20 protein-coding genes and 2 tRNA genes are annotated in these 19,735 nt (G+C 70.5%); 4 read left to right on the forward strand and 18 right to left on the reverse strand.

Annotation, left to right across the window (positions count from 1 at the left end):
* Positions 1 to 16 precede the first annotated feature (16 nt).
* The 5 genes from ACFY8W_RS18975 to ACFY8W_RS18995 all read right to left on the reverse strand — a co-directional run bounded on the left by ACFY8W_RS18975 (position 17) and on the right by ACFY8W_RS18995 (position 3,631).
* Positions 17 to 1,264: a class E sortase gene (locus ACFY8W_RS18975; RefSeq protein ID WP_391106260.1), complete on the reverse strand. Its 1,248-nt coding sequence runs from the start codon at positions 1,262 to 1,264 to the stop codon at positions 17 to 19.
* On the reverse strand, positions 1,261 to 1,899 hold the full coding sequence (locus ACFY8W_RS18980; RefSeq protein ID WP_391106262.1) for an aminodeoxychorismate/anthranilate synthase component II: 639 nt from the start codon (positions 1,897 to 1,899) through the stop codon (positions 1,261 to 1,263). The genes ACFY8W_RS18975 and ACFY8W_RS18980 overlap by 4 nt, the downstream gene beginning before the upstream one ends.
* Positions 1,896 to 2,057 carry a hypothetical protein gene (locus tag ACFY8W_RS18985; RefSeq protein WP_169092881.1) on the reverse strand — a complete coding sequence of 54 codons (162 nt, stop codon included), beginning with the start codon at positions 2,055 to 2,057 and terminating at the stop codon, positions 1,896 to 1,898. The genes ACFY8W_RS18980 and ACFY8W_RS18985 overlap by 4 nt, the downstream gene beginning before the upstream one ends.
* Positions 2,058 to 2,121: 64 nt before the next feature.
* On the reverse strand, positions 2,122 to 2,832 hold the full coding sequence (locus tag ACFY8W_RS18990) for a class E sortase (RefSeq protein ID WP_391106264.1): 711 nt from the start codon (positions 2,830 to 2,832) through the stop codon (positions 2,122 to 2,124).
* A gap of 31 nt (positions 2,833 to 2,863) precedes the next feature.
* Positions 2,864 to 3,631: a DUF881 domain-containing protein gene (locus ACFY8W_RS18995; RefSeq protein WP_391106266.1), complete on the reverse strand. Its 768-nt coding sequence runs from the start codon at positions 3,629 to 3,631 to the stop codon at positions 2,864 to 2,866.
* 165 nt (positions 3,632 to 3,796) lie between these two features.
* Here ACFY8W_RS18995 and crgA point away from each other — a divergent pair, with 165 nt between their 5' ends.
* Positions 3,797 to 4,054: a cell division protein CrgA gene (crgA, locus tag ACFY8W_RS19000; RefSeq protein WP_128977105.1), complete on the forward strand. Its 258-nt coding sequence runs from the start codon at positions 3,797 to 3,799 to the stop codon at positions 4,052 to 4,054.
* Between the two features lie 267 nt (positions 4,055 to 4,321).
* Here crgA and ACFY8W_RS19005 read toward each other — a convergent pair whose 3' ends face one another.
* Complete coding sequence (locus tag ACFY8W_RS19005) at positions 4,322 to 5,167, reverse strand: rhomboid family intramembrane serine protease (RefSeq protein ID WP_391106268.1); 846 nt, start codon at positions 5,165 to 5,167, stop codon at positions 4,322 to 4,324.
* Positions 5,168 to 5,294: 127 nt separating this feature from the next.
* A complete protein-coding gene (locus tag ACFY8W_RS19010) occupies positions 5,295 to 5,822 on the reverse strand; it encodes a peptidylprolyl isomerase (protein WP_391106270.1) in 528 nt (175 codons plus the stop codon).
* A gap of 178 nt (positions 5,823 to 6,000) precedes the next feature.
* Between ACFY8W_RS19010 and ACFY8W_RS19015 the strand changes: the two genes are divergently transcribed.
* Entirely contained in the window at positions 6,001 to 6,690 is a 690-nt protein-coding gene (locus ACFY8W_RS19015) for a DUF5324 family protein (protein WP_391106272.1), read from the forward strand.
* Positions 6,691 to 6,737: 47 nt separating this feature from the next.
* On the opposite strand, the gene ACFY8W_RS19020 is transcribed toward ACFY8W_RS19015, so the two are convergent.
* The 3 genes from ACFY8W_RS19020 to ACFY8W_RS19030 all read right to left on the reverse strand — a co-directional run bounded on the left by ACFY8W_RS19020 (position 6,738) and on the right by ACFY8W_RS19030 (position 8,770).
* A complete protein-coding gene (locus tag ACFY8W_RS19020) occupies positions 6,738 to 7,130 on the reverse strand; it encodes a DUF6344 domain-containing protein (protein ID WP_391106274.1) in 393 nt (130 codons plus the stop codon).
* A gap of 167 nt (positions 7,131 to 7,297) precedes the next feature.
* Positions 7,298 to 8,563, reverse strand: coding sequence for an MFS transporter (locus ACFY8W_RS19025; protein WP_391106276.1), 1,266 nt, complete (start codon positions 8,561 to 8,563; stop codon positions 7,298 to 7,300).
* 134 nt (positions 8,564 to 8,697) lie between these two features.
* Positions 8,698 to 8,770, reverse strand: a tRNA-Ala gene (locus ACFY8W_RS19030).
* Between the two features lie 132 nt (positions 8,771 to 8,902).
* On the opposite strand from ACFY8W_RS19030, the gene ACFY8W_RS19035 reads away from it, so the two are divergent.
* Both ACFY8W_RS19035 and ACFY8W_RS19040 read left to right on the forward strand, forming a co-directional pair.
* On the forward strand, positions 8,903 to 9,451 hold the full coding sequence (locus ACFY8W_RS19035) for a helix-turn-helix domain-containing protein (protein ID WP_391106278.1): 549 nt from the start codon (positions 8,903 to 8,905) through the stop codon (positions 9,449 to 9,451).
* 73 nt (positions 9,452 to 9,524) lie between these two features.
* The gene (locus ACFY8W_RS19040; protein WP_391106280.1) at positions 9,525 to 10,838 is read left to right on the forward strand and encodes a protein kinase; all 1,314 of its coding nucleotides are present in this window, start codon (positions 9,525 to 9,527) and stop codon (positions 10,836 to 10,838) included.
* Here ACFY8W_RS19040 and ACFY8W_RS19045 read toward each other — a convergent pair.
* From ACFY8W_RS19045 to gyrB, 8 genes are all read right to left on the reverse strand, one after another.
* A complete protein-coding gene (locus tag ACFY8W_RS19045) occupies positions 10,825 to 12,165 on the reverse strand; it encodes a hypothetical protein (RefSeq protein ID WP_391106282.1) in 1,341 nt (446 codons plus the stop codon). The genes ACFY8W_RS19040 and ACFY8W_RS19045 overlap by 14 nt on opposite strands.
* A gap of 160 nt (positions 12,166 to 12,325) precedes the next feature.
* Positions 12,326 to 12,460, reverse strand: coding sequence for a DLW-39 family protein (locus ACFY8W_RS19050; RefSeq protein ID WP_003958712.1), 135 nt, complete (start codon positions 12,458 to 12,460; stop codon positions 12,326 to 12,328).
* A 188-nt stretch (positions 12,461 to 12,648) separates the two neighbouring features.
* A complete protein-coding gene (locus tag ACFY8W_RS19055) occupies positions 12,649 to 13,479 on the reverse strand; it encodes a hypothetical protein (protein WP_391106284.1) in 831 nt (276 codons plus the stop codon).
* Complete coding sequence (locus ACFY8W_RS19060; RefSeq protein WP_391106286.1) at positions 13,476 to 13,889, reverse strand: hypothetical protein; 414 nt, start codon at positions 13,887 to 13,889, stop codon at positions 13,476 to 13,478. Before ACFY8W_RS19060 ends, ACFY8W_RS19055 begins: the two co-directional genes overlap by 4 nt.
* A 116-nt stretch (positions 13,890 to 14,005) precedes the next feature.
* Positions 14,006 to 14,082: transfer RNA gene (locus ACFY8W_RS19065), tRNA-Ile, on the reverse strand.
* 134 nt (positions 14,083 to 14,216) lie between these two features.
* The gene (locus tag ACFY8W_RS19070; RefSeq protein WP_391106288.1) at positions 14,217 to 14,804 is read right to left on the reverse strand and encodes a DUF3566 domain-containing protein; all 588 of its coding nucleotides are present in this window, start codon (positions 14,802 to 14,804) and stop codon (positions 14,217 to 14,219) included.
* 96 nt (positions 14,805 to 14,900) lie between these two features.
* Positions 14,901 to 17,498 carry a DNA gyrase subunit A gene (gene gyrA / locus ACFY8W_RS19075; RefSeq protein WP_391106290.1) on the reverse strand — a complete coding sequence of 866 codons (2,598 nt, stop codon included), beginning with the start codon at positions 17,496 to 17,498 and terminating at the stop codon, positions 14,901 to 14,903.
* Positions 17,499 to 17,539: 41 nt separating this feature from the next.
* On the reverse strand, positions 17,540 to 19,570 hold the full coding sequence (gyrB, locus tag ACFY8W_RS19080; RefSeq protein ID WP_391106292.1) for a DNA topoisomerase (ATP-hydrolyzing) subunit B: 2,031 nt from the start codon (positions 19,568 to 19,570) through the stop codon (positions 17,540 to 17,542).
* Positions 19,571 to 19,735: the final 165 nt, after the last annotated feature.

Here is a 19,735-nt window from a genome sequence, read left to right on the forward strand (position 1 = left end):
GTCTCGGTAGTGGGGCTCAGCCTACGAGCGCGTCCGGCTTTCCCTTGTCGCGCGGGCGTTCGTCGACGAGCTTTCCCCACACGATCATGCGGTATGTGCTCGTGAACTCGGGCGTGCAGGTCGTCAGCGTGATGTAGCGGCCGGGTCCCGTGAAGCCGGAGCCCTTGGGGACGGGGTCGATGACGGCGACGTTCGACGGCGAGGTCTGCGGCAGGATGCTCGCCATCTCGTACGTGTAGTAGGCGTCGCGGGTCTCGACGACGATCGGGTCGCCGGGCTGGAGCCGGTTGATGTACCGGAACGGTTCGCCGTGGGTGTTGCGGTGGCCGGCGACGGCGAAGTTGCCCTGCTTGTCGGAGGGCATGGCGGTCTTCAACTGGCCCTCGGCGTAGTGGCCGACCATGCCCTTGTCGAGGACCTTGGTCTTGTTGATGCCCTCGGCGACGGGCACGACGACGTCCAGCTTCGGGATGTACATGATGGCGAAGCCCGTGCCTGGCTCGAACGCGCCCGGCTCGCGGTCCTCCTGGGACCAGGAGTTCTCGATCTCCTCCTTGGCCTTGTCGGTCTCCTGGCCGGCGCGGACGTTGGTCCACCACAGCTGGTAGGTGACGAACAGGAGCATCACCACGCCGAAGGTGATGAAGAGTTCGCCGACGACCCGGCTGAGGACGACGCCGACGCTGTCCTTGGCGGCGCGGGCGGCCCGGCGGGCCTCGACGCGGGAGAGCGGGGCGGCGGGCGTCGCGGGGACGGGCGCGGGCTCCGGCGCGGCGGCGGCACCGCGCCCCTTGCGCCTGGCGGCGCGCCGGCGCTCGGCCCGCCCGGGCCCGGGCGGCGGCGCGGCCTCCTCGACGGTGCGCAGTGCCATCGTCTCGGGATCGGGCACGGGCTCGTACGGCTCGTACGCCGCCTCGTGCGCCTCGTGCCTGTCCGGCGTCCCGTAGGTCTGCGGCGTCTGTGACGTGTCGTACGCCTCCGGGGTCTGCGGCGTGTCGCGCGGCATCTCGTACGAGACCTCGTGCGCCGTCCCGTAGGGCGCCTCGTACGGGGTCTCGTACGGCGCTCCCTGCGCCTCCTGGGGCGCCGGGGGCGCCTGGCGGGGCTGGTACCCGTCGGGGGCCGTTATCGCCTCGTAGACGGCCGTCTCGGGCTCGTACGGGGGCTGTACGGGCTCCACGGACCCGGGGACGGGTATCTGACCGGGCTCGGGCTCCTCGGGCGGCAGGTTCGCCGCCCGGAACCACGGCGACCCGGCCGTCACGCGACGGCCTTGCCCACCACCGGCGCGAGTCCTTCCGACCGCGCGACCGCGCCCGTGTCCCCGCACTGCTCCAGCCAGTTGGCGAGCATCAGGTGACCGTGCTCGGTGAGCACCGATTCGGGGTGGAACTGCACGCCCTCCACGGGAAGTTCGCGGTGGCGCAGCCCCATGATGATGCCGTCCTCGGTCCGCGCGGTGACCTCGAGCTCGTCCGGCAGGGCGGCGGGCTCGGCGGCCAGCGAGTGGTAGCGGGTCGCGGTGAACGGCGAGGGCAGCCCGGCGAAGACGCCCTTGCCCCCGTGGGTGACGAGGGAGGTCTTGCCGTGCAGCAGCTCGGGCGCGCGGTCGACGATCCCGCCGTAGGCGACGGCCATGGACTGCATGCCGAGGCAGACGCCGAAGACGGGCACGCCGGTGGCGGCGCAGTGCCGCACCATGTCGATGCAGACCCCGGCCTGTTCGGGCGCGCCGGGCCCGGGTGACAGGAGCACGCCGTCGAAGCCGTCCTGGGCGTGGCTCAGCTCGACCTCGTCGTTGCGGAGCACCTCGCACTCGGCGCCGAGCTGGTAGAGGTACTGCACGAGGTTGAAGACGAAGCTGTCGTAGTTGTCGACGACGAGAATTCGCGCGCTCACTGGCCGTCCACCGTCACATCGTTGAACGGAAGCAGCGGCTCCGCCCAGGGGAACACGTACTGGAAGAGGGCGTAGACGACCGCGAGGACCAGCACGACCGAGATCAGCGCCTTCACCCAGGCGTTGCCCGGCAGGTGCCGCCAGATCCATCCGTACATGACGTCCGCTGCCCCTTCCGTTCGTTACGGGGACCAGAGTACGGGGCGTCGGGGCGGTAGGGGGTCAACCGTCCGAAGCCTGTGGACGACTCAGAGCCTGTGGACGACCGGCCGTCACCGGCTGGGTGGCGTCCAGGTGCGCCCAGACGATCAGCCGGTGGCTGCTGCCCCACTCCGGGTCGCAGGTGGTGAGGGTGAGGTAGCGGCCGGGTCCGTCGAATCCCGACTTGCGGGGGACGGGGTCGATCACGGCGGTGTCGGTGGGCACGGTCCGGTACGGGGCGCGTTCGACGCGGTACGTGAACCAGGTCGTCCCGTCGGTGAGGACGACGGCGTCGCCGGGGCGCAGCCGGGGGAAGTCCTTGAAGGGGTCTCCGTAGGTGCGGCGGTGCCCGGCGACGGCGAAGTTTCCCGTCCCGCCGAGGCGCGCGGTGCCGGCGTAGTGGCCGAGGCCCTTCTTGAGGGTGCCGGTGCGGGTGCCTTCCAGGACGGGCCATTCCCAGTCCTTGCCGAGGCGCGGCACGTACATGACGGCGAAGCCCTTGCCGTCGGTGTACGGGGCCGGTGCGGGCGTCGCGCGGGGCGCGCCGGCCGGGGCGGCGGGTTCGAGGGGGTGGTCCACCCACTCCCGCTGGAGGCTGTCGAGCTGGCCGGCGGTGGCGCTGCCGGCCTGGACGCCGGTCCAGTACAGGACGTACACGACGAACAGGACGATCAGGGCGCCGACGGTGATGCACAGCTCGCTGAGGGTCCGTACGACCAGTCGCACCGTCACCGCATCCGGCTCCCCCCGGTCAGCGCATGCGTCAGCTCACGGGCTTCGCGTAGTGGAGGTCCACTGTGCCGGAGTAGCCGGGCAGAGTCACCGCCTTGTGCTCGTCGACTTTCCAGCCGAGGCCGTAGGCCTTCACGTACAGCTGGTAGTTCTGGATGGCCGGGGAGTCGGCGAGGGCCTTGGTGAGCTTGTCGCGGTCACCGACAGCGGTGATCTTGTAGGGCGGCGAGTAGACGCGGCCCTGGAGGATCAGGGTGTTGCCGACGCAGCGCACGGCGCTGGTGGAGATGAGCCGCTGGTCCATGACCTTGATGCCCTTGGCGCCGCCCTGCCACAGGGCGTTGACGACGGCCTGGAGGTCCTGCTGGTGGATGACCAGGTCGTTGGCCTGCGGCTCGGGGTAGCCGGGTGCGGCCTGGGCGTTCGGCGGGGCGTCGTTGAGGGTGACGGAGAGGCCGGGGCCGGAGGTCTCGGTGGTGCCCGCGGCGGCCTCCAGGGCGCGCAGCCGCTCGTCCTGGGCCTTGGTGGAGCCGTCGTCGCGGGCGGCGAGTGCGTCGACCTGGTGGCGCAGGGCGGCGGCGGACTCGTCGAGGCCGGCGTTCTTGTGGCTGCGTTCCTCGATCAGATCGGAGAGCCTGAGGAGGGAGGCGTCGGTGCGGAGGTTGGTGCCCTTGGCGGTGTTGAAGCTGGTGACGAAGATCAGTCCGGCGAGGGCGAAGACGGCAGCCGTGAGCACCCGGACCGGGCGCCACCTGTGGCTGTTGCCCGGCCCGGCGGGAGTGTCGGCGGAATTGCTCAACGTACCCTGATCCCCTTCGGTGCCGCGGAACCACTACGCTAACGGACGCCCGGGGGACGCCGCGGTCCTCTGTGTCACATCCCGTTGTCACAGCCCGTCCGTCCGGCCCGGCACCAGCCACAGTTCCCTGCGCGGTCACGCAGCGCATCGACAGGAGAGTTCCTCGTGCCGAAGTCACGGATCCGCAAGAAGGCCGACTACACGCCGCCGCCCGCCACGAAGCAGGCCGCCGCCATCAAGCTGACCAACCGCAGCTGGGTGGCTCCGGTGATGCTGGCGCTGTTCGCCATCGGGCTCGTGTGGATCGTGGTCTTCTACGTCACCGACGGCACGCTGCCGGTCAAGTCCATCAGCAACTGGAACATCGTGGTCGGCTTCGGCTTCATCGCCGCCGGCTTCGGTGTCTCCACGCAGTGGAAGTGACGCGTCAAGCTCTGCCCTGAGTTATCCACAGTGTTGTGCACAGCACTGGATAACTTACGAAGATCTGTGGATAACTCCCACGGAGTTGACGCCGGTACGACCGCGAGAACGCCCGTTCGGGAACACATCGCCCCCTGCCTCTGACGAAGAAGACCAGGTCAGAGCCAGGGGGCGCGGTCATGCACCGATCACCGCAGCGCGTCGGCCACACACTGTGGATAACTCTGGGGAAAGCTTCCCCAGAAGCTCGTCCACAACCCTCTCCGCTCAGGTGAGCGCGGCGGTGCGGGCCAGCACGATCCCCAGGTCGATCAGCAGCATCAGCCCGCAGACCCCGTACTGGACCAGCTCCCGCCGCGTCCTCGGCGCGTGCACGAGCCCGTACGTGACGAGCGCGCCCGCCACCAGTCCGCCGATGTGCGCCTCCCAGGAGACGCCCGGCCGGGCGAAGGTGAAGACCAGCGAGATCGCCACGAAGAGCAGCACCGGCCCCATGTCGTGGCGCCGCCGCCGGGCGAGCACCACCCACGCGCCGATCAGGCCGAAGACGATGCCCGAGGCGCCGAGCGAGGCCTGGTTGGCCGGGGCGATCAGATAGACGAGCGCCGAGCCGGAAAGGCCGGAGAGCAGGCACAGCACGGCGTAGCGGACCCGGCCGAGCTCCGGTTCGACGATCCCGCCGATGACCCACAGGCCCAGCATGTTGAAGACGAAGTGCACGGCCTCCTGGTGCAGGAAGGCCGAGGTGATCAGCCGGTACCACTCGCCGTCCGCGACGCCGACGACCTCGCCGAGCAGCGGGTTGTAGGCGTAGCCGATCATGACCAGCTCGTCCACGAACCGGTCGCCGGCCACCTGGGCGGCGATGAACAGGCCCAGGTTGACCGCGATGATGATCTTGGTGACGAGCCGTCCGTCCGTCCTCACCCGGCCGCCCGCGATCGTCTTCGGCCGGTTGGCGTCGGGCGCGTGACCGGTGACGGAGCCGGTGCGGACGCAGTCGGGGCACTGGAAGCCGACGGCCGCGGAGACCATGCACTCCGGGCAGATCGGCTTCTCGCAGCGGGTGCAGCGGATGCCGGTCTCGACGTCCGGGTGTCGGTAGCAGTGCATCAGGGTCCTCCGAGGACGGTCGGTCGGGGACGGTCGGCGGGAACGGGCCAGCAGATCGCCCCGCCCTCCTGACGGACGGGCGGGGCGCGAAGGTTCCCGGGGGCCCGTACCGGGCCCGCCGGACGGGTCAGCGGCTCTCGATCACGACGGTCTCGATGACGACGTCCTCGACCGGGCGCTCGGTGCGCGGGTTGGTCTCGACGGCGGCGATCGCGTCCACGACCTTCTTGCTCGCCTCGCCGACGACCTCGCCGAAGATCGTGTGCTTGCGGTTCAGCCAGGTGGTCGCGCCGACCGTGATGAAGAACTGCGAGCCGTTGGTGCCCGGGCCGGCGTTGGCCATCGCGAGCAGGTAGGGCTTGTCGAAGAAGAGCTCGGGGTGGAACTCGTCGGCGAACTCGTAGCCCGGGCCGCCCGTTCCGTTGCCCAGCGGGTCGCCGCCCTGGACCATGAAGCCCTTGATCACCCGGTGGAAGACCGTGCCGTCGTAGAGCGGGGACGCCGAGACCTCGCCGGTCGCCGGGTGGGTCCACTCGCGCTCGCCTCGGGCCAGCTCGACGAAGTTCCTGACCGTCTTCGGAGCATGGAACGGCAGCAGCCGAATCTCGATGTCACCCTGGCTGGTCTTCAGAGTCGCGTACAGCTGCTCGGCCACGTTCCGCCCTTCCTCCACACCTCCGCACGGGCACGTCGATGCCCACGCGTCCTGCACGTCCGCATCCTCGCATGCCCCGGATGCCCGCCCCGCATGCCGGAGCGCGGTACGGCAGGCATGATTCCGAAAAGGATGGAAAGGTGAAAAACCGACATCGCCACCGAGGAGGAGGAATCCCGTGACCCGCATGGACAGCGTGCGCGCCGCGACAGGTTCGGCGAAGGAGAGCGTCCTGCACGCCGCGGAAGTGGTGGCGCCGTACGCCGGCACGGCCAGGGACCAGGCCGTTCTCTACGCGCACGAGGCGCGCGTCAAGCTCGCGCCGAAAGTCTCGAAGGCCGCGTCAGCGGCCCGTGTTCAGGCCCGTCAGCAGTACGACTGCCATGTCGCACCGCACGTGCCGCCGCGGGTCGACGAGGCCGCGCATCGCGCTGCGGCCGTGACCCGCAAGGCCGCCCGTCAGGCGACCGACTACACCGTTCCGCGTGTCGGGCACGCGGTTGCCGCGACCGGTCCGGTCCTGGAGGAGGCCGGTTCGCGTTCGACCGCCGCCTGGGCCGCGCTGCGCGGACAGGTGACGCCGAAGGACATCGACAGGATCATGAAGAAGCATGCGCGTCGGGCCAGGGCCGGACGCCTCGCCAAGGGACTCGTGGTCCTCGGCATCGTGGTCGGCGGCGCGTTCGCCGCCTGGAAGTGGTGGGACAAGCAGGCCAACCCCGACTGGCTGGTCGAGCCGCCCGCTCCCACCGAGGTGGACGAGGAGACCGGACTGTCGCCCGTCGACGACGCATCGTCCCTCGATCCCGGCGTTGCGGCCAAGGAGGCCGAGGAGGAGGCCGCGGATCGCGACGAAGAACGTCGCTGACCACCGGCCGTTCCGGGCGGTAGGGCTGCGGAGGATCCCGCCGCGCCCTACGCGGCAGCGGCGGCGGGGGCGCTGAGCGCCACTCCCGCCAGGTCGTGCGCTCCGGCCGGGTCCGAGCCGGCCGGGGCGTCCGCACGCAGGTGGCGGACGGCGGGGGAGGAACCGTGGGCCTCGGCACCGATGCGCTGCTTGATCGTGGGCGGCAGGGCGCGGCCCTGCGCGGTGTGCCACTGATGGCTGCTCCGCTGTGCGGGTACGGAGACGAGGGAGCGCGCGGCGGCCGTCGCGGCCTTCACGGGCGCGGCCGCCGGCTCCTCGCCCTGCTGGAGGGAGGGCTGCTGCGCGGCGGTGGCCGGGCTCGCCAGGCCGAGGGAGGCGAGCAGGGCGAAGAAGACGGAGATGAAGGCGGTCCAGAACTGCTTGACCTTGGCGGTGGCCATGGCTCCTCACTTTCCTGAGGCGGTTTCGGATGGTCCCGGATGTTCTCGGATGGTTCATTTCGGATTGCGCGCTTTTCGTACCTTCCTCATGATGAGGAAGCGCGTCCGCGATCCGTGGAGCGACGCCGTCGCCGCGCAGTTCTTCCGATGAACACCACTCGTCCGGCTCAGTGCGCGCCCGCGGGCTCCATGGCGGGGGCGCCCGGGGCCGCGCCCGCCATGGCCCGGGAGCGCTCCGCCCAGCGCACCGCCGGCGCCGTCGCGAAGCCCGCCACCAGGAAGATCCCGCCCAGGACCAGCCACCCCGCCGCGCCCCAGCCGATCAGCAGGGTGGTGACGAGCAGCGGCCCGAGCGTCCTGGCGACCGGCACGCCCGTGCCGTAGAAGCCCTGGTACTGGCCGATCCGGTCGACGGGGGCGAGCGCGAAGCCGATCTGCCACGAGCCCGCGGAGTGGCGCATCTCGGCGACCACCTGGAGGGCCGCTCCGAGGACCAGGACCGCGACGGTCTGCCAGGCGCCGAATCCGGCGGCCGTCACCGCGAACACCGCGCACGAGGCGAGCATCACCACACCCGACCGGCCCACCGCCCGGGTGGCCTCGGGCAGCCCCGTCACCGAGCGCGCGGCCCGTACCTGGAAGAGCATCACGGCGCCGGTGTTGAGGACGAAGAGCGCCGAGACCGTCCAGCCGGGGGCCGAGGTGCGCTCCACGATCCACAGCGGCAGCGCGAGGCTGAGCAGCGGCAGGCGGAGCAGCAGGACCGCGTTGAGGAGGGTGAGCACGGCGTACGGGCGGTCCCGCAGCACCACGAGCCGGGGCTCGCCGGCGCCGCCGGCCGGGCTGCCCGGCACCGGCGGGAGGCCGCGCAGCACCAGGGCGCAGAGCAGGAAGCCCACCGCGTCGAGGGCGAAGACCGTGAGATAGGCCGTGCGGGTGCCGGTACCGAGGGCGAGACCGCCGAGCGCGGCGCCGACGGCGAGGCCCGCGTTGAGCGTGGCCTGCAGCTTCGCCAGCATCCCGACCCGTTCGGCCGGCTCGACCAGCCCCGCGAGGAGCGCCTGGCGGGCGGCGGCGAGGCCGCTCTGGGCGGTCGCGTACACGGCGGCGGCTAGCAGGAAGGGCACGAAGGACCGTACGAGGAGGAAAGAGGCGACGGCCGCCGAGGTCACCAGGGCGAGCAGTACGGCGCTGCCGCGCGGCCCGCGCCGGTCCGCGAGGTGCCCGAGCGGCACCCCGGCGAGCGAGCCGATGCCCCAGGCGACGGCGAGCCCGGCGCCGATCTGCGGGGCCGAGAGCCCGACGATCCGGGAGAAGTAGAGGGCCGAGGTCACATAGAAGGCTCCGTCGCCGACGGAGTTGGCGAGCTGGGCCACCAACAGCGCCCGGCGGGTCCTCGTACTCGTGTGCGTCGTGCTCCTCGTCCGCGTCATGGCAACGAATCTAGGAGCGGATGGCCCACCGGTCCTGGTCCATTCCCGTCCCGGGACACTGGGCCACTTCACCCCGGACACGAAAAAGCTCCCTGCCCGCGTTTTCGCAGGTCAGGGAGCTTTTCTCACCAGAGTGGAGCCTAGGGGAGTCGAACCCCTGACATCTGCCATGCAAAGACAGCGCTCTACCAACTGAGCTAAGGCCCCGGAACGACAACAGAGTACCGGGTCACCCCCGGTATCCCGCAAAAGGATTGGGACTCCCCGTGGGCGACCACGCTCCGTAAGATGCTGATCGGGGTTCGCAGTGGCGAACCCAAGGGATGGGGAGAAGTAGTAATGGATACAGCGCAGCAGGAAGCCACGGCGAGAGCCCGCGAGCTTCAGCGCAGTTGGTACGGGGAGCCGTTGGGGGCGCTCTTCCGTCGACTGATCGACGATCTCGGGCTGAACCAGGCCAGGCTGGCGGCCGTGCTCGGGCTCTCGGCGCCGATGCTGTCACAGCTGATGAGCGGCCAGCGGGCCAAGATCGGCAATCCCGCGGTCGTCCAGCGTGTCCAGGCTCTCCAGGAGCTCGCCCGCCAGGTCGCCGACGGCACCGTCAGCGCCGCCGAGGCCACCGACCGGATGGACGAGATCAAGAAGTCCCAGGGCGGCTCCGTGCTGACCTCCGGCAGTCAGACCACCACGAGCAGTGGCGCGCCCACCGTGCGCCGCGTGGTCCGCGAGATCCAGTCCCTGCTGCGCTCCGTGGCCGCGGCCGGCGACATCATCGAGGCCGCCGACTCGCTCGCGCCCGTCCACCCCGAACTGGCAGAGTTCCTCCGGGTGTACGGCGCCGGGCGCACCGCGGACGCGGTCGCCCACTACGAGGCGCACCAGAACTGACGCCGACCCGTCCGGGGCCACCCGGCACGGGCCCGGCGACATCCGAGACGGCACGGGGAGCGGACGCAGCGCGATGGGTGAGGTCTTCGCTGGTCGGTACGAGCTGATCGATCCGATCGGCCGCGGCGGAATCGGCGCGGTCTGGCGTGCCTGGGACCACCGGCGCCGCCGCTATGTGGCGGCCAAGGTGCTCCAGCAGAGCGACGCCCACGCCCTGCTGCGCTTCGTGCGCGAGCAGGCGCTCAGGATCGACCACCCGCACGTCCTCGCCCCGGCCAGCTGGGCCGCGGACGACGACAAGGTCCTCTTCACGATGGACCTCGTGGCGGGCGGTTCCCTGGCGCACGTCATCGGGGACTACGGCGCGCTGCCGCCCCGCTTCGTGTGCGTCCTGCTCGACCAGCTGCTGTCCGGACTGGCCGCGGTGCACGCGGAGGGGGTCGTGCACCGCGACATCAAGCCGGCCAACATCCTGCTCGAGGTCACCGGAACCGGACGGCCCCACCTGCGGCTGTCCGACTTCGGCATCTCGATGCGCAAGGGCGAGCCCCGCCTCACCGAGACCAACTATGTGGTGGGCACGCCCGGTTACTTCGCGCCCGAGCAACTCATGGGCGCCGAGCCCGACTTCACGGCCGACCTGTTCGCGGTCGGCCTGGTCGCGCTCTATCTGCTCCAGGGCCGCAAGCCGGACTCCCAGGCCCTGGTGGACCACTTCCGGGCGCACGGCACGCCCGGCGCCCCGCAGGGCATCCCGGAGCCGCTGTGGCAGGTCCTGGCCGGGCTGCTGCAGCCCGACCCGCAGGCCCGCTTCAAGACGGCCACGGGCGCCCGTAAGGCGCTGACGACGGCGGCCGAGCTGCTGCCCGAGCCCGCGCCCGGCGAGGAGCCCGTCGAGGTCTTCGACCAGATCGGCCCGCTGCCGTCCGGCTTCGGCCCGGACGGTCCCGAGACCGGGGGCCACGGCGACCGGGCCCGGCCGTCCGCGGGGGCCGCCGCCCCGGCCCCCGCGCCCGTACCGCATCAGGACCAGCAGCAGCCACAGCCCGCGCAGCAGGTGCCGGGCCCGTCGGAGACGGGCAGCTTCCACCTGCCGCCACCGCCGCCGCAGGCGCCGGTCCAGACGCCCACGCAGGCCGTCGCGGCCCCGGCGTACGCGCCGGCTCCGGCCCCCGTGCAGGCTCCCGCGCATTCCCCCGCCTCCTTCGCCCAGGCCCCCACGGCCGCGGTGCCGTACGAGCAGGTCGCTCCTACTCGTGAATACACCGGTCAGGCCGCATCGGTTCCCGCCCGCAGGCCGGGGCCGCCGGCGAAGGTGGCGGTCCCCGTCCTGATCACGGCGCTGCTCTGCTTCGCCGTGGGCATCTGGGCGCTCATCCAGGCGTAGGGCCCGCCCCGGCCGCCGGCCGGCGGGCGAGCAGCCACCAGGCGCCCAGGCCGAGCAGCAGGACGCTCCCGGCGCCGATCCCGGCCACGCCGACGACCTTCAGGTTGCCGCTCCTGGCTGCCTGGGGGCCGCTGTGCCCGCTGGCCGCCGCGTCCCGGTCGTCGTCGGTCACTCCGAAGGACCCGGCGGGTCCGTCGTACGCCGGCGGGGACGTGGGCTGCCCGGTGAGGTTCACCCGCAGCGTCAGCGGCAGCGGCTTGTCCCCGTACGCCTTGGCGACCGCCGGATTGAGCGTGGCCGACACGTAGTACCAGCCGGCGAAGCGCATGGCGCTCGTCGAGTCGTCCCCGGCGAAGCGGTTCTCGTAGGCCACCGGCCGCTCGGGGTCGAGCGCCATCGTCGCCGGGTCGCCGTCGTAGGTCATGGTGTCGCGGCTGACGTGGCCGAGCACCTGGTTCTCCAGTGACAGCGCGAGCGCGCCGCTGATGTACTCGTCCGAGGCGGGGCTGCTGCCGAGTTCTGCGCTGACGAAGAGCTGCTGGCCCCAGTCGACCGGCACCCGGTAGACCAGCGTCTGTCCCGGCCTGATGTCGGTGCGCCACTCGCCCTGCTTCAGCGAGGTCGCGTCGCCGAAGCCGGCTCCGCCGTCGCGCCGCTGCGGCCCGCCCGTGGGCGGCGCGGGCGTGCCCGAGGGCCAGTTCGACGGCAGCGCCGTCGGCCCGTCCTTCTTGAGCCCCGGCTCGGTGCGGAAACGGATCTCCAGCTCCCAGTCGGCCGGGTCGGACTCCTGCCCCGACTCCCGCTCGACGAGCACGTAGTAGGCGCCGGCCTGCCGGCACGTGGTGGAGTCCGGGTCGATGGTGCGATCGGCGTACGCGGTGATCGGGCGGGGGAACTCGGCGGAGCCGAAGTTCGCGTCCTGGGAGCCGCACTCGGCGCTGGAGCCGTCCTGCATGCTGACCTTGATGCCGTCGCCGTACGCGGCCTTGCCGCCCGCCTTCGGGACGGCGACGACGGAGACGTACGCGTTCTGCTTCGTGTCGAGGTCGACGCGGTAGTAGAGCTTGCCGTCCTTCTTGATGGTGTCGCGGTAGGTCTGCCCGGGCTTCAGCTGTTCGGCGTCCAGGTTGGAGACGGCGCCCTTCACCCGCTGCGCGCCCTCCTCGAAGGCGTATCCGACGCCCTCCCCCGCCGCCCACGCCGTGCCCGGCAGCAGGGCGGCCGCACACACCGCCGCGGCCAGTGCCCCGGCCGCCCGCGTCCCCGCCGCACGCACCCCTGTCGTGCGCCCTCCCGCCGTACGGCCGGTCGCCCGTTGCCTCTTCACGCTCATCCCCTCGTCGTGTCCGTGCCGGCCCATCCTGCCCGCCCGTACGGCCGACACCCTACAAATTCGCGAGAGCAAGCAAATCGTTCACCGAGGCAAACAGAATGAGGCCCCGGCCGCTCGAAGCGGCCGGGGCCTCACTCACAGACGATCTTTCGTCTCACACACCCGAACCTGCGGGCACGGAGTCGGTCGCCTCCGTCCACAGATCCTGCTCGGCGCGATCCGCCTGGATCTGGCGGTACACGAGGAGCCCGCCGATGGCGGCCAGTGCGACCAGGAGAAGCTTCTTCACCGCGCGACCTCGTCTTTCGTTGACGTAGGAGACTTCTGACGCCCACTCTACACACCGGTCGATACCGATCGGTGACCTAGGCCGACAAGGCGTGCCCAAAGCAATCGGCCCGGACGGGTGAACCGTCCGGGCCGATCTTGCCGCCCGTCCACAGGCCGCGAAACGGCGATTGCGGCCGGTCGGCGGGCCTACGGGTAAGGGACCCCGAACTGGGAACCCGTGACGCCGGTGCCGGCGATGTTCGGTCGGTCCGTGTCGCCCGCTTCCCGTAGCGAGACGCACACCTCGTACTGCTCGCCGTGCTGCAGCTCCTTGCCGACCACGTACTCCACCCACTGCGGCTCGGACCGGGGCGTCGGCCAGGCCTCCCTGTCGAGCGCCTTCATGCCGTTGGGCAGGGACGCGCCCGGGTAGACGACCTGCCTGTTCGCGTCCTCCAGCCAGACGTAGACGTCCACCCGGCCCGGACCGGACTTCGTGCGCCATTCGGCCCCGATGTGGAGCCGGCCGTCCGGGGTCGTCCACCCGCACTGCTTGGCCTCCACGTTCTCCACACCGGACGGCCTCCACCCGGTGCAGGCCTTCGCCGGATTCGGCGGTGGCCCCGACACGGAGGGGCGGCGACTCGGCGACGCGGCCGGCGGTCGCTGCTGCTCCGACACGGCGCCGGGCGACGACGCCGGAGTCGCCGTCGCGGTCACCTTCGGGGCGGGGCTCGGCGTGGCGGCGGGTGAGGAGGCGGCGGCAGTCGGCTCCTTGGCGTCGCCGGCAGGGGCCGCGTCCGCCGCCGTACGCCGTTCCCACTGGTCGAGGCCCACGTACGTGCCGAGCGCCAGGACCATCGCACCCGCCAGCACCCACGCCAGGGTCGCCTTCCGGGAACGGCGGGGCGCGTAGTGGTGGTGTTCGTTGATCGTCTGGTTCCCACCGGACTGGTAGGACCGTCCCCGGTCCGAGGAAGTCGCCGTGAAGGACTGGCCGCCGGGCGTGTCCGGCGGAGAGGCGGAAGGTTCGGTCATCGTTCGTTGATCGTCTGGTCCCCGGCGGACTGATACACCCGCCCGTGCCCTGACACCGTCGCGTTGAAGACCGTGGAGGTGCCCTGCGGCTGCGGCGGAAGCGCCGGGGCGAGGTCCTCGGCCACGACACGGCGCAGCTCCTCGGCGAGATCCGGGCGCGTGGCCAGCAGCCGGCGGAACCGCAGGCGCCATTCGTCCGCCGAAACCTCGGCGGCGTCCCCCTCCGGAGCGGCGAGCAGCAGGGTCCGGGTCTCCGTGAGCTCCGCCTCCACGGTGTCCGCACGCTCGGGGTGCGCCCGCCGCCAGAGGGAGCCGACCGAGGCCTGGGCACGCTGCCACAGGTCGGTGGTGAGAGCAGTTACCACTGCGGTCCCCGCAGTGGAGGCGAGAGCCACTAACTCGGCGTCCACGGCCGCTCCTTATCGATGATCACGTTCCCAACAGGGGGCGCCATCCTAGGGCATCACGCAGGGTCCCCAAGGAACGAAGAAGACCCCCGGTCCATCCGGACCGGGGGTCTTCTGTCTGGTGGGGCTAACAGGATTTGAACCTGTGGCCTCATCCTTATCAGGGATGCGCTCTAACCAACTGAGCTATAGCCCCGCCGCGCCTTGCGGTGTGTGTCCCGCGCGCTGACTCCTGAAGATTAGCGCACGTGGGGGCCAGTCCCAAAATCGCCCGGAGCCGGAGCTCCTGAAGGGCACGCGGTCAGGCCCCCGCACAGCCTCCGGCGCAGGTCACTCGTCCTCGGCGAGGGTGAGCTCGACACCGCCCACGAAACCGGCCGACAGGTTGTAGATGAACGCGCCCAGCGTCGCCAGGGCGGTCATCAGGACCACGTCGATCACCGCGATCACCGAGGTGAACATCAGGACGCGCGGCAGCGACAGGAAGGACTGCAGATCGAAGCCGTTCGACTCGTTGGAGCCGGTCGCCTCGCTGATCGTGCCGCCCACGGTCGAGAAGACGCCCATGGCGTCCATGACCATCCACAGCACCGCCGCGGCCACGACCGTGCAGATGCCGAGCGCGATGGAGAGCAGGAAGCTCACCTTCATCACCGACCACGGATCGGCCTTGGCCACCCGCAGCCGCGCCTTACGGGTCCGCGGCGTGGTGCGCGCCCCCGTACGGGCCTTGCGCATGGCAGCGGCGTTCTGGCCGCCCAGCGTGCCACCCTGGCCGCCCTGCGTCTGGCCGCCGGCCGTCCCGTAGGCCTGCGGCGGGTGGTACGGGCCGCTCTGCTGCTGCGCCCCCGCCCGCTCGCCGGGCAGCGGCCCGTTGTACGTGTCGTACGAGGGGCCCTGCCCTCGAGTGTCCGTCACCGTAACCCCCTGGGAGTCCGTGGCGGAGCCACGGGCACCGCTCGATCCTGCGGTCCGGCCGTCGGCCGGACCGGCGCCCGTGGCTCCACTCACGCTCTACTCCTCGTGCTCCCCGGCCGCGGGCTCCGTGCCCTCGGCCGCCTCGACGGCCTCGGCAGCCTCGGCCACTCCATCGACGTCCTCGTCGTCCTCGCCGCCCGCCTCGGCGTTGCGGGCGATGCCGACGACGGCATCACGCTTGCCCAGGTTGATCAGCTGGACGCCCATGGTGTCACGGCCGGTCTCCCTGACTTCGTTGACTCGCGTACGAATCACACCGCCGGACAGCGTGATGGCGAGGATCTCGTCGGTCTCCTCGACCACCAGCGCGCCCACGAGCGAACCACGGTCCTCCACGATCTTGGCGGCCTTGATGCCGAGGCCGCCGCGACCCTGGACGCGGTACTCGTCGACGGCGGTGCGCTTGGCGTAGCCACCGTCGGTCGCGGTGAAGACGAACGTACCGGGCCGGACGACATTCATCGAGAGCAGTTCGTCGTCCTCGCGGAAACTCATGCCCTTGACACCGGAGGTCGCGCGGCCCATCGGGCGCAGCGCCTCGTCCGTGGCGGTGAAGCGGATCGACTGCGCCTTCCTGGAGATCAGCAGCAGGTCGTCCTCGGCCGACACCAGCTCGGCGCCGATGAGCTCGTCGTCGCTGCCGTCCTCCCGCTCGCGCAGGTTGATGGCGATGACACCGCCGGAGCGCGGCGAGTCGTAGTCCTTCAGCGCGGTCTTCTTCACCAGGCCGGCCTTGGTGGCGAGCACCAGGTACGGCGCGGCCTCGTAGTCGCGGATCGCCAGGATCTGGGCGATCTGCTCGTCCGGCTGGAAGGCCAGCAGGTTGGCCACGTGCTGGCCGCGGGCGTCCCGGCCGGCGTCCGGCAGCTCGTACGCCTTGGCCCGGTAGACCCGGCCCTTGTTGGTGAAGAACAGCAGCCAGTGGTGGGTGGTCGAGACGAAGAAGTGGTCGACGATGTCGTCCTGCTTCAGCTTCGTGCCGCGCACGCCCTTGCCGCCGCGCTTCTGCGAGCGGTAGTCCTCGGTCTTCGTCCGCTTCACATAGCCGCCACGCGTGATGGTGACGACGATGTCCTCCTCGGCGATCAGGTCCTCGATGGACATGTCGCCGTCGAAGGGCACGAGCTGGCTGCGGCGGTCGTCGCCGTACTTCTCGACCAGCGCCGCGAGCTCCTCGCTGACGATCGCCCGCTGCTTCTCGGGCGAGGCCAGGATCGCGTTGTACTCGTTGATCTTCGCCTGGAGCTCGTCGTGCTCGGCGACGATCTTCTGGCGCTCCAGGGCGGCGAGCCGGCGCAGCTGCATCTCGAGGATGGCGTTCGCCTGGATCTCGTCGATCTGGAGGAGGTCCATCAGGCCCCCGCGGGCGATCTCGACCGTGTCGCTGCGCCGGATGAGGGCGATGACCTCGTCGATCGCGTCGAGCGCCTTGAGCAGGCCGCGCAGGATGTGGGCGCGCTCCTCGGCCTTGCGCAGCCGGAACTTGGTGCGCCGGACGATGACCTCGATCTGGTGCGTCACCCAGTGGCGGATGAACGCGTCGATCGAGAGGGTGCGCGGCACGCCGTCGACGAGCGCCAGCATGTTGGCGCCGAAGTTCGTCTGCAGGTCGGTGTGCTTGTACAGGTTGTTGAGGACGACCTTGGCGACGGCGTCCCGCTTGAGCACGATGACCAGGCGCTGGCCGGTGCGCGAGGAGGTCTCGTCGCGGACGTCGGCGATGCCGCCGATCCTGCCGTCCTTGACGAGGTCGGCGATCTTCTGCGCGAGGTTGTCCGGGTTGACCTGGTAGGGCAGCTCGGTGACCACCAGGCACTGGCGGTTCTGGATCTCCTCGACCTCGACGACCGCGCGCATGGTGATGGAGCCGCGACCGGTGCGGTACGCCTCCTCGATGCCCTTGCGGCCGACGACGAGCGCGCCGGTGGGGAAGTCGGGGCCCTTGATGCGCTCGATGAGCGCGTCGAGGAGCTCCTCGTGGGTGGCCTCGGGGTGGTCCAGGTACCACTGGGCGCCGGCGGCGACCTCGCGCAGGTTGTGCGGCGGGATGTTGGTCGCCATGCCGACCGCGATACCGGCCGAGCCGTTGATCAGCAGGTTCGGGAAGCGGGCCGGCAGGACGGTCGGCTCCTGGGAGCGGCCGTCGTAGTTGTCCGTGAAGTCGACGGTCTCCTCGTCGATGTCGCGGACCATCTCCATCGACAGCGGCGCCATCTTGCACTCGGTGTAGCGCATGGCGGCCGCCGGGTCGTTGCCCGGGGAGCCGAAGTTGCCGTTGGAGTCGACGAGCGGCATCCGCATCGCCCAGGGCTGGGCGAGGCGGACGAGGGCGTCGTAGATCGAGGTGTCGCCGTGCGGGTGGTAGTTGCCCATCACGTCGCCGACGACGCGGGCGCACTTGTAGAAGCCCTTCTCGGGCCGGTATCCGCCGTCGTACATCGCGTACAGCACGCGGCGGTGCACCGGCTTGAGGCCGTCACGGACGTCGGGCAGCGCACGCGACACGATGACCGACATCGCGTAGTCGAGGTACGAGCGCTGCATCTCGGTCTCGAGCCCGACGGGCTCGATCCGCAGCTGCGGGCCTTCGTCTTCGGGGGTCTCGGTGTTCACAGGAGTGGTTTCGTCGGCCATTGCTGGTCGTCAGTCCTTTCGTACGGTCAGCTGAGACCGACTCAGATGTCGAGGAAGCGAACGTCCTTGGCGTTGCGCTGGATGAACGAGCGCCGCGCCTCGACGTCCTCGCCCATCAGCACCGAGAACAGGTCGTCGGCCTGGGCGGCGTCGTCCAGGGTGACCTGGCCGAGCACGCGGTGCTCGACGTCCATCGTGGTGACGCGCAGCTCCTCGGCGTTCATCTCGCCGAGACCCTTGAAGCGCTGGATCGAGTCTTCCCTGATCCGCTTGCCGTTCTGCTTGCCCAGCTCGACGAGCGCGTCCCGCTCGCGGTCCGAGTACGCGTACTCGAAGTCGTCCCGGCCCCACTTGATCTTGTAGAGCGGCGGGCGGGAGAGGTACACGTGACCGGCCTCGACCAGCGGACGCATGAAGCGGAAGAGGAAGGTCAGCAGCAGGGTGTTGATGTGCTGGCCGTCGACGTCGGCGTCCGCCATCAGGATGATCTTGTGATAGCGGAGCTTCTCGATGTCGAAGTCCTCGTGGACACCGGTGCCGAAGGCGGAGATCAGCGCCTGGACCTCGGTGTTCTGCAGGATCTTGTCGACGCGGGCCTTCTCGACGTTCAGGATCTTGCCGCGGATCGGCAGGATGGCCTGGTACATCGGGTTGCGGCCGGACTTGGCCGAGCCGCCGGCGGAGTCACCCTCGACGATGAAGATCTCGCACTTGGTGGGGTCGTTCGACTGGCAGTCGGAGAGCTTGCCCGGCAGGGACGCCGACTCCAGGAGACCCTTGCGGCGCGTCAGGTCGCGGGCCTTGCGGGCGGCCACGCGCGCGGTGGCGGCGGTGATGCCCTTGCGGATGATGTCCGCGGCCTCGTTCGGGTTGCGGTCGAACCAGTCCGTGAGGTGCTCGTGGACCACCTTCTGGACGAAGGTCTTCGCCTCGGTGTTGCCCAGCTTGGTCTTGGTCTGGCCCTCGAACTGCGGCTCGCCGATCTTGATCGAGATGATCGCGGTGAGACCCTCGCGGATGTCGTCGCCCGTGAGGTTGTCGTCCTTCTCGCGGAGCAGCTTCTTCTCGCGCGCGTACTTGTTGACGAGGGTCGTCAGCGCGGCGCGGAAGCCCTCCTCGTGCGTACCGCCCTCGTGGGTGTGGATCGTGTTCGCGAACGAGTACACGCCCTCGCTGTACGAGGAGTTCCACTGCATCGCGATCTCGACCGAGAGCAGGCGCTCCTTGTCCTCGGCCTCGACGTCGATGACGGTGGGGTGGATCAGCTCGCCCTTGCGCGAGTTGAGGTACTTCACGAAGTCGACGATGCCGCCCTCGTAGTGGTACTTCACGGTGCGCGCGGTGGGCTCCGCGGCGGCCTCGGCGTCCGGGTCGTCGGCACCGACGGTCGCCTTCGCCGACTCGCGCTCGTCCGTGAGCGAGATGGTCAGGCCCTTGTTGAGGAAGGCCATCTCCTGGAAGCGGCGCGAGAGCGTCTCGAAGGAGTACTCGGTCGTCTCGAAGATGTCCGGGTCGGACCAGAACGTGACCGAGGTGCCGGTCTCGTCGGTCGCCTCGTGCTTCGCGAGGGGCGCGGTGGGGGCGCCCATCTTGTAGTCCTGCGTCCAGCGGTGGCCGTCGGTCTTGATCTCCACCGAGACCTTGGTGGAGAGGGCGTTGACGACGGACACGCCGACACCGTGCAGACCGCCGGAGACGGCGTAGCCGCCGCCGCCGAACTTGCCGCCCGCGTGGAGGACGGTCAGCACGACCTCGACGGCCGGCTTGCCCTCGGACTCGACGATGCCGACGGGGATGCCACGGCCGTTGTCGACGACGCGCACGCCGCCGTCGGCCAGGATCGTCACGTCGATGGTGTCCGCGTGGCCGGCCAGGGCCTCGTCGACCGAGTTGTCGACGACCTCCTGCACCATGTGGTGCAGGCCGCGCTCACCGGTCGAGCCGATGTACATGCCAGGCCGCTTGCGCACGGCATCCAGGCCCTCGAGGACCTGGATGTTGCTGGCGGTGTACTGGTTGTTCTCGTTGGGGTTGCCGGAATCGGCCACGAAGCGCCCTTTCTGGCACAGCACAGGCCGTTCTCCGGGCATACGGGAGCGGCTGCGTCGTTCGACTTGTTCCGCAGGGTGGCGGGATTGTCTTCCAGTCTACCGGTACCACTGACACTCATGGGGGTTTGCCGGTACCTGAATGCTCATGTGCCGCCCTCGGCGGGCGCGAGACGACTCCCCATATCT

This window comes from Streptomyces sp. NPDC012637, from assembly GCF_042954805.1.
Classification (GTDB): Bacteria; Actinomycetota; Actinomycetes; order Streptomycetales; family Streptomycetaceae; genus Streptomyces.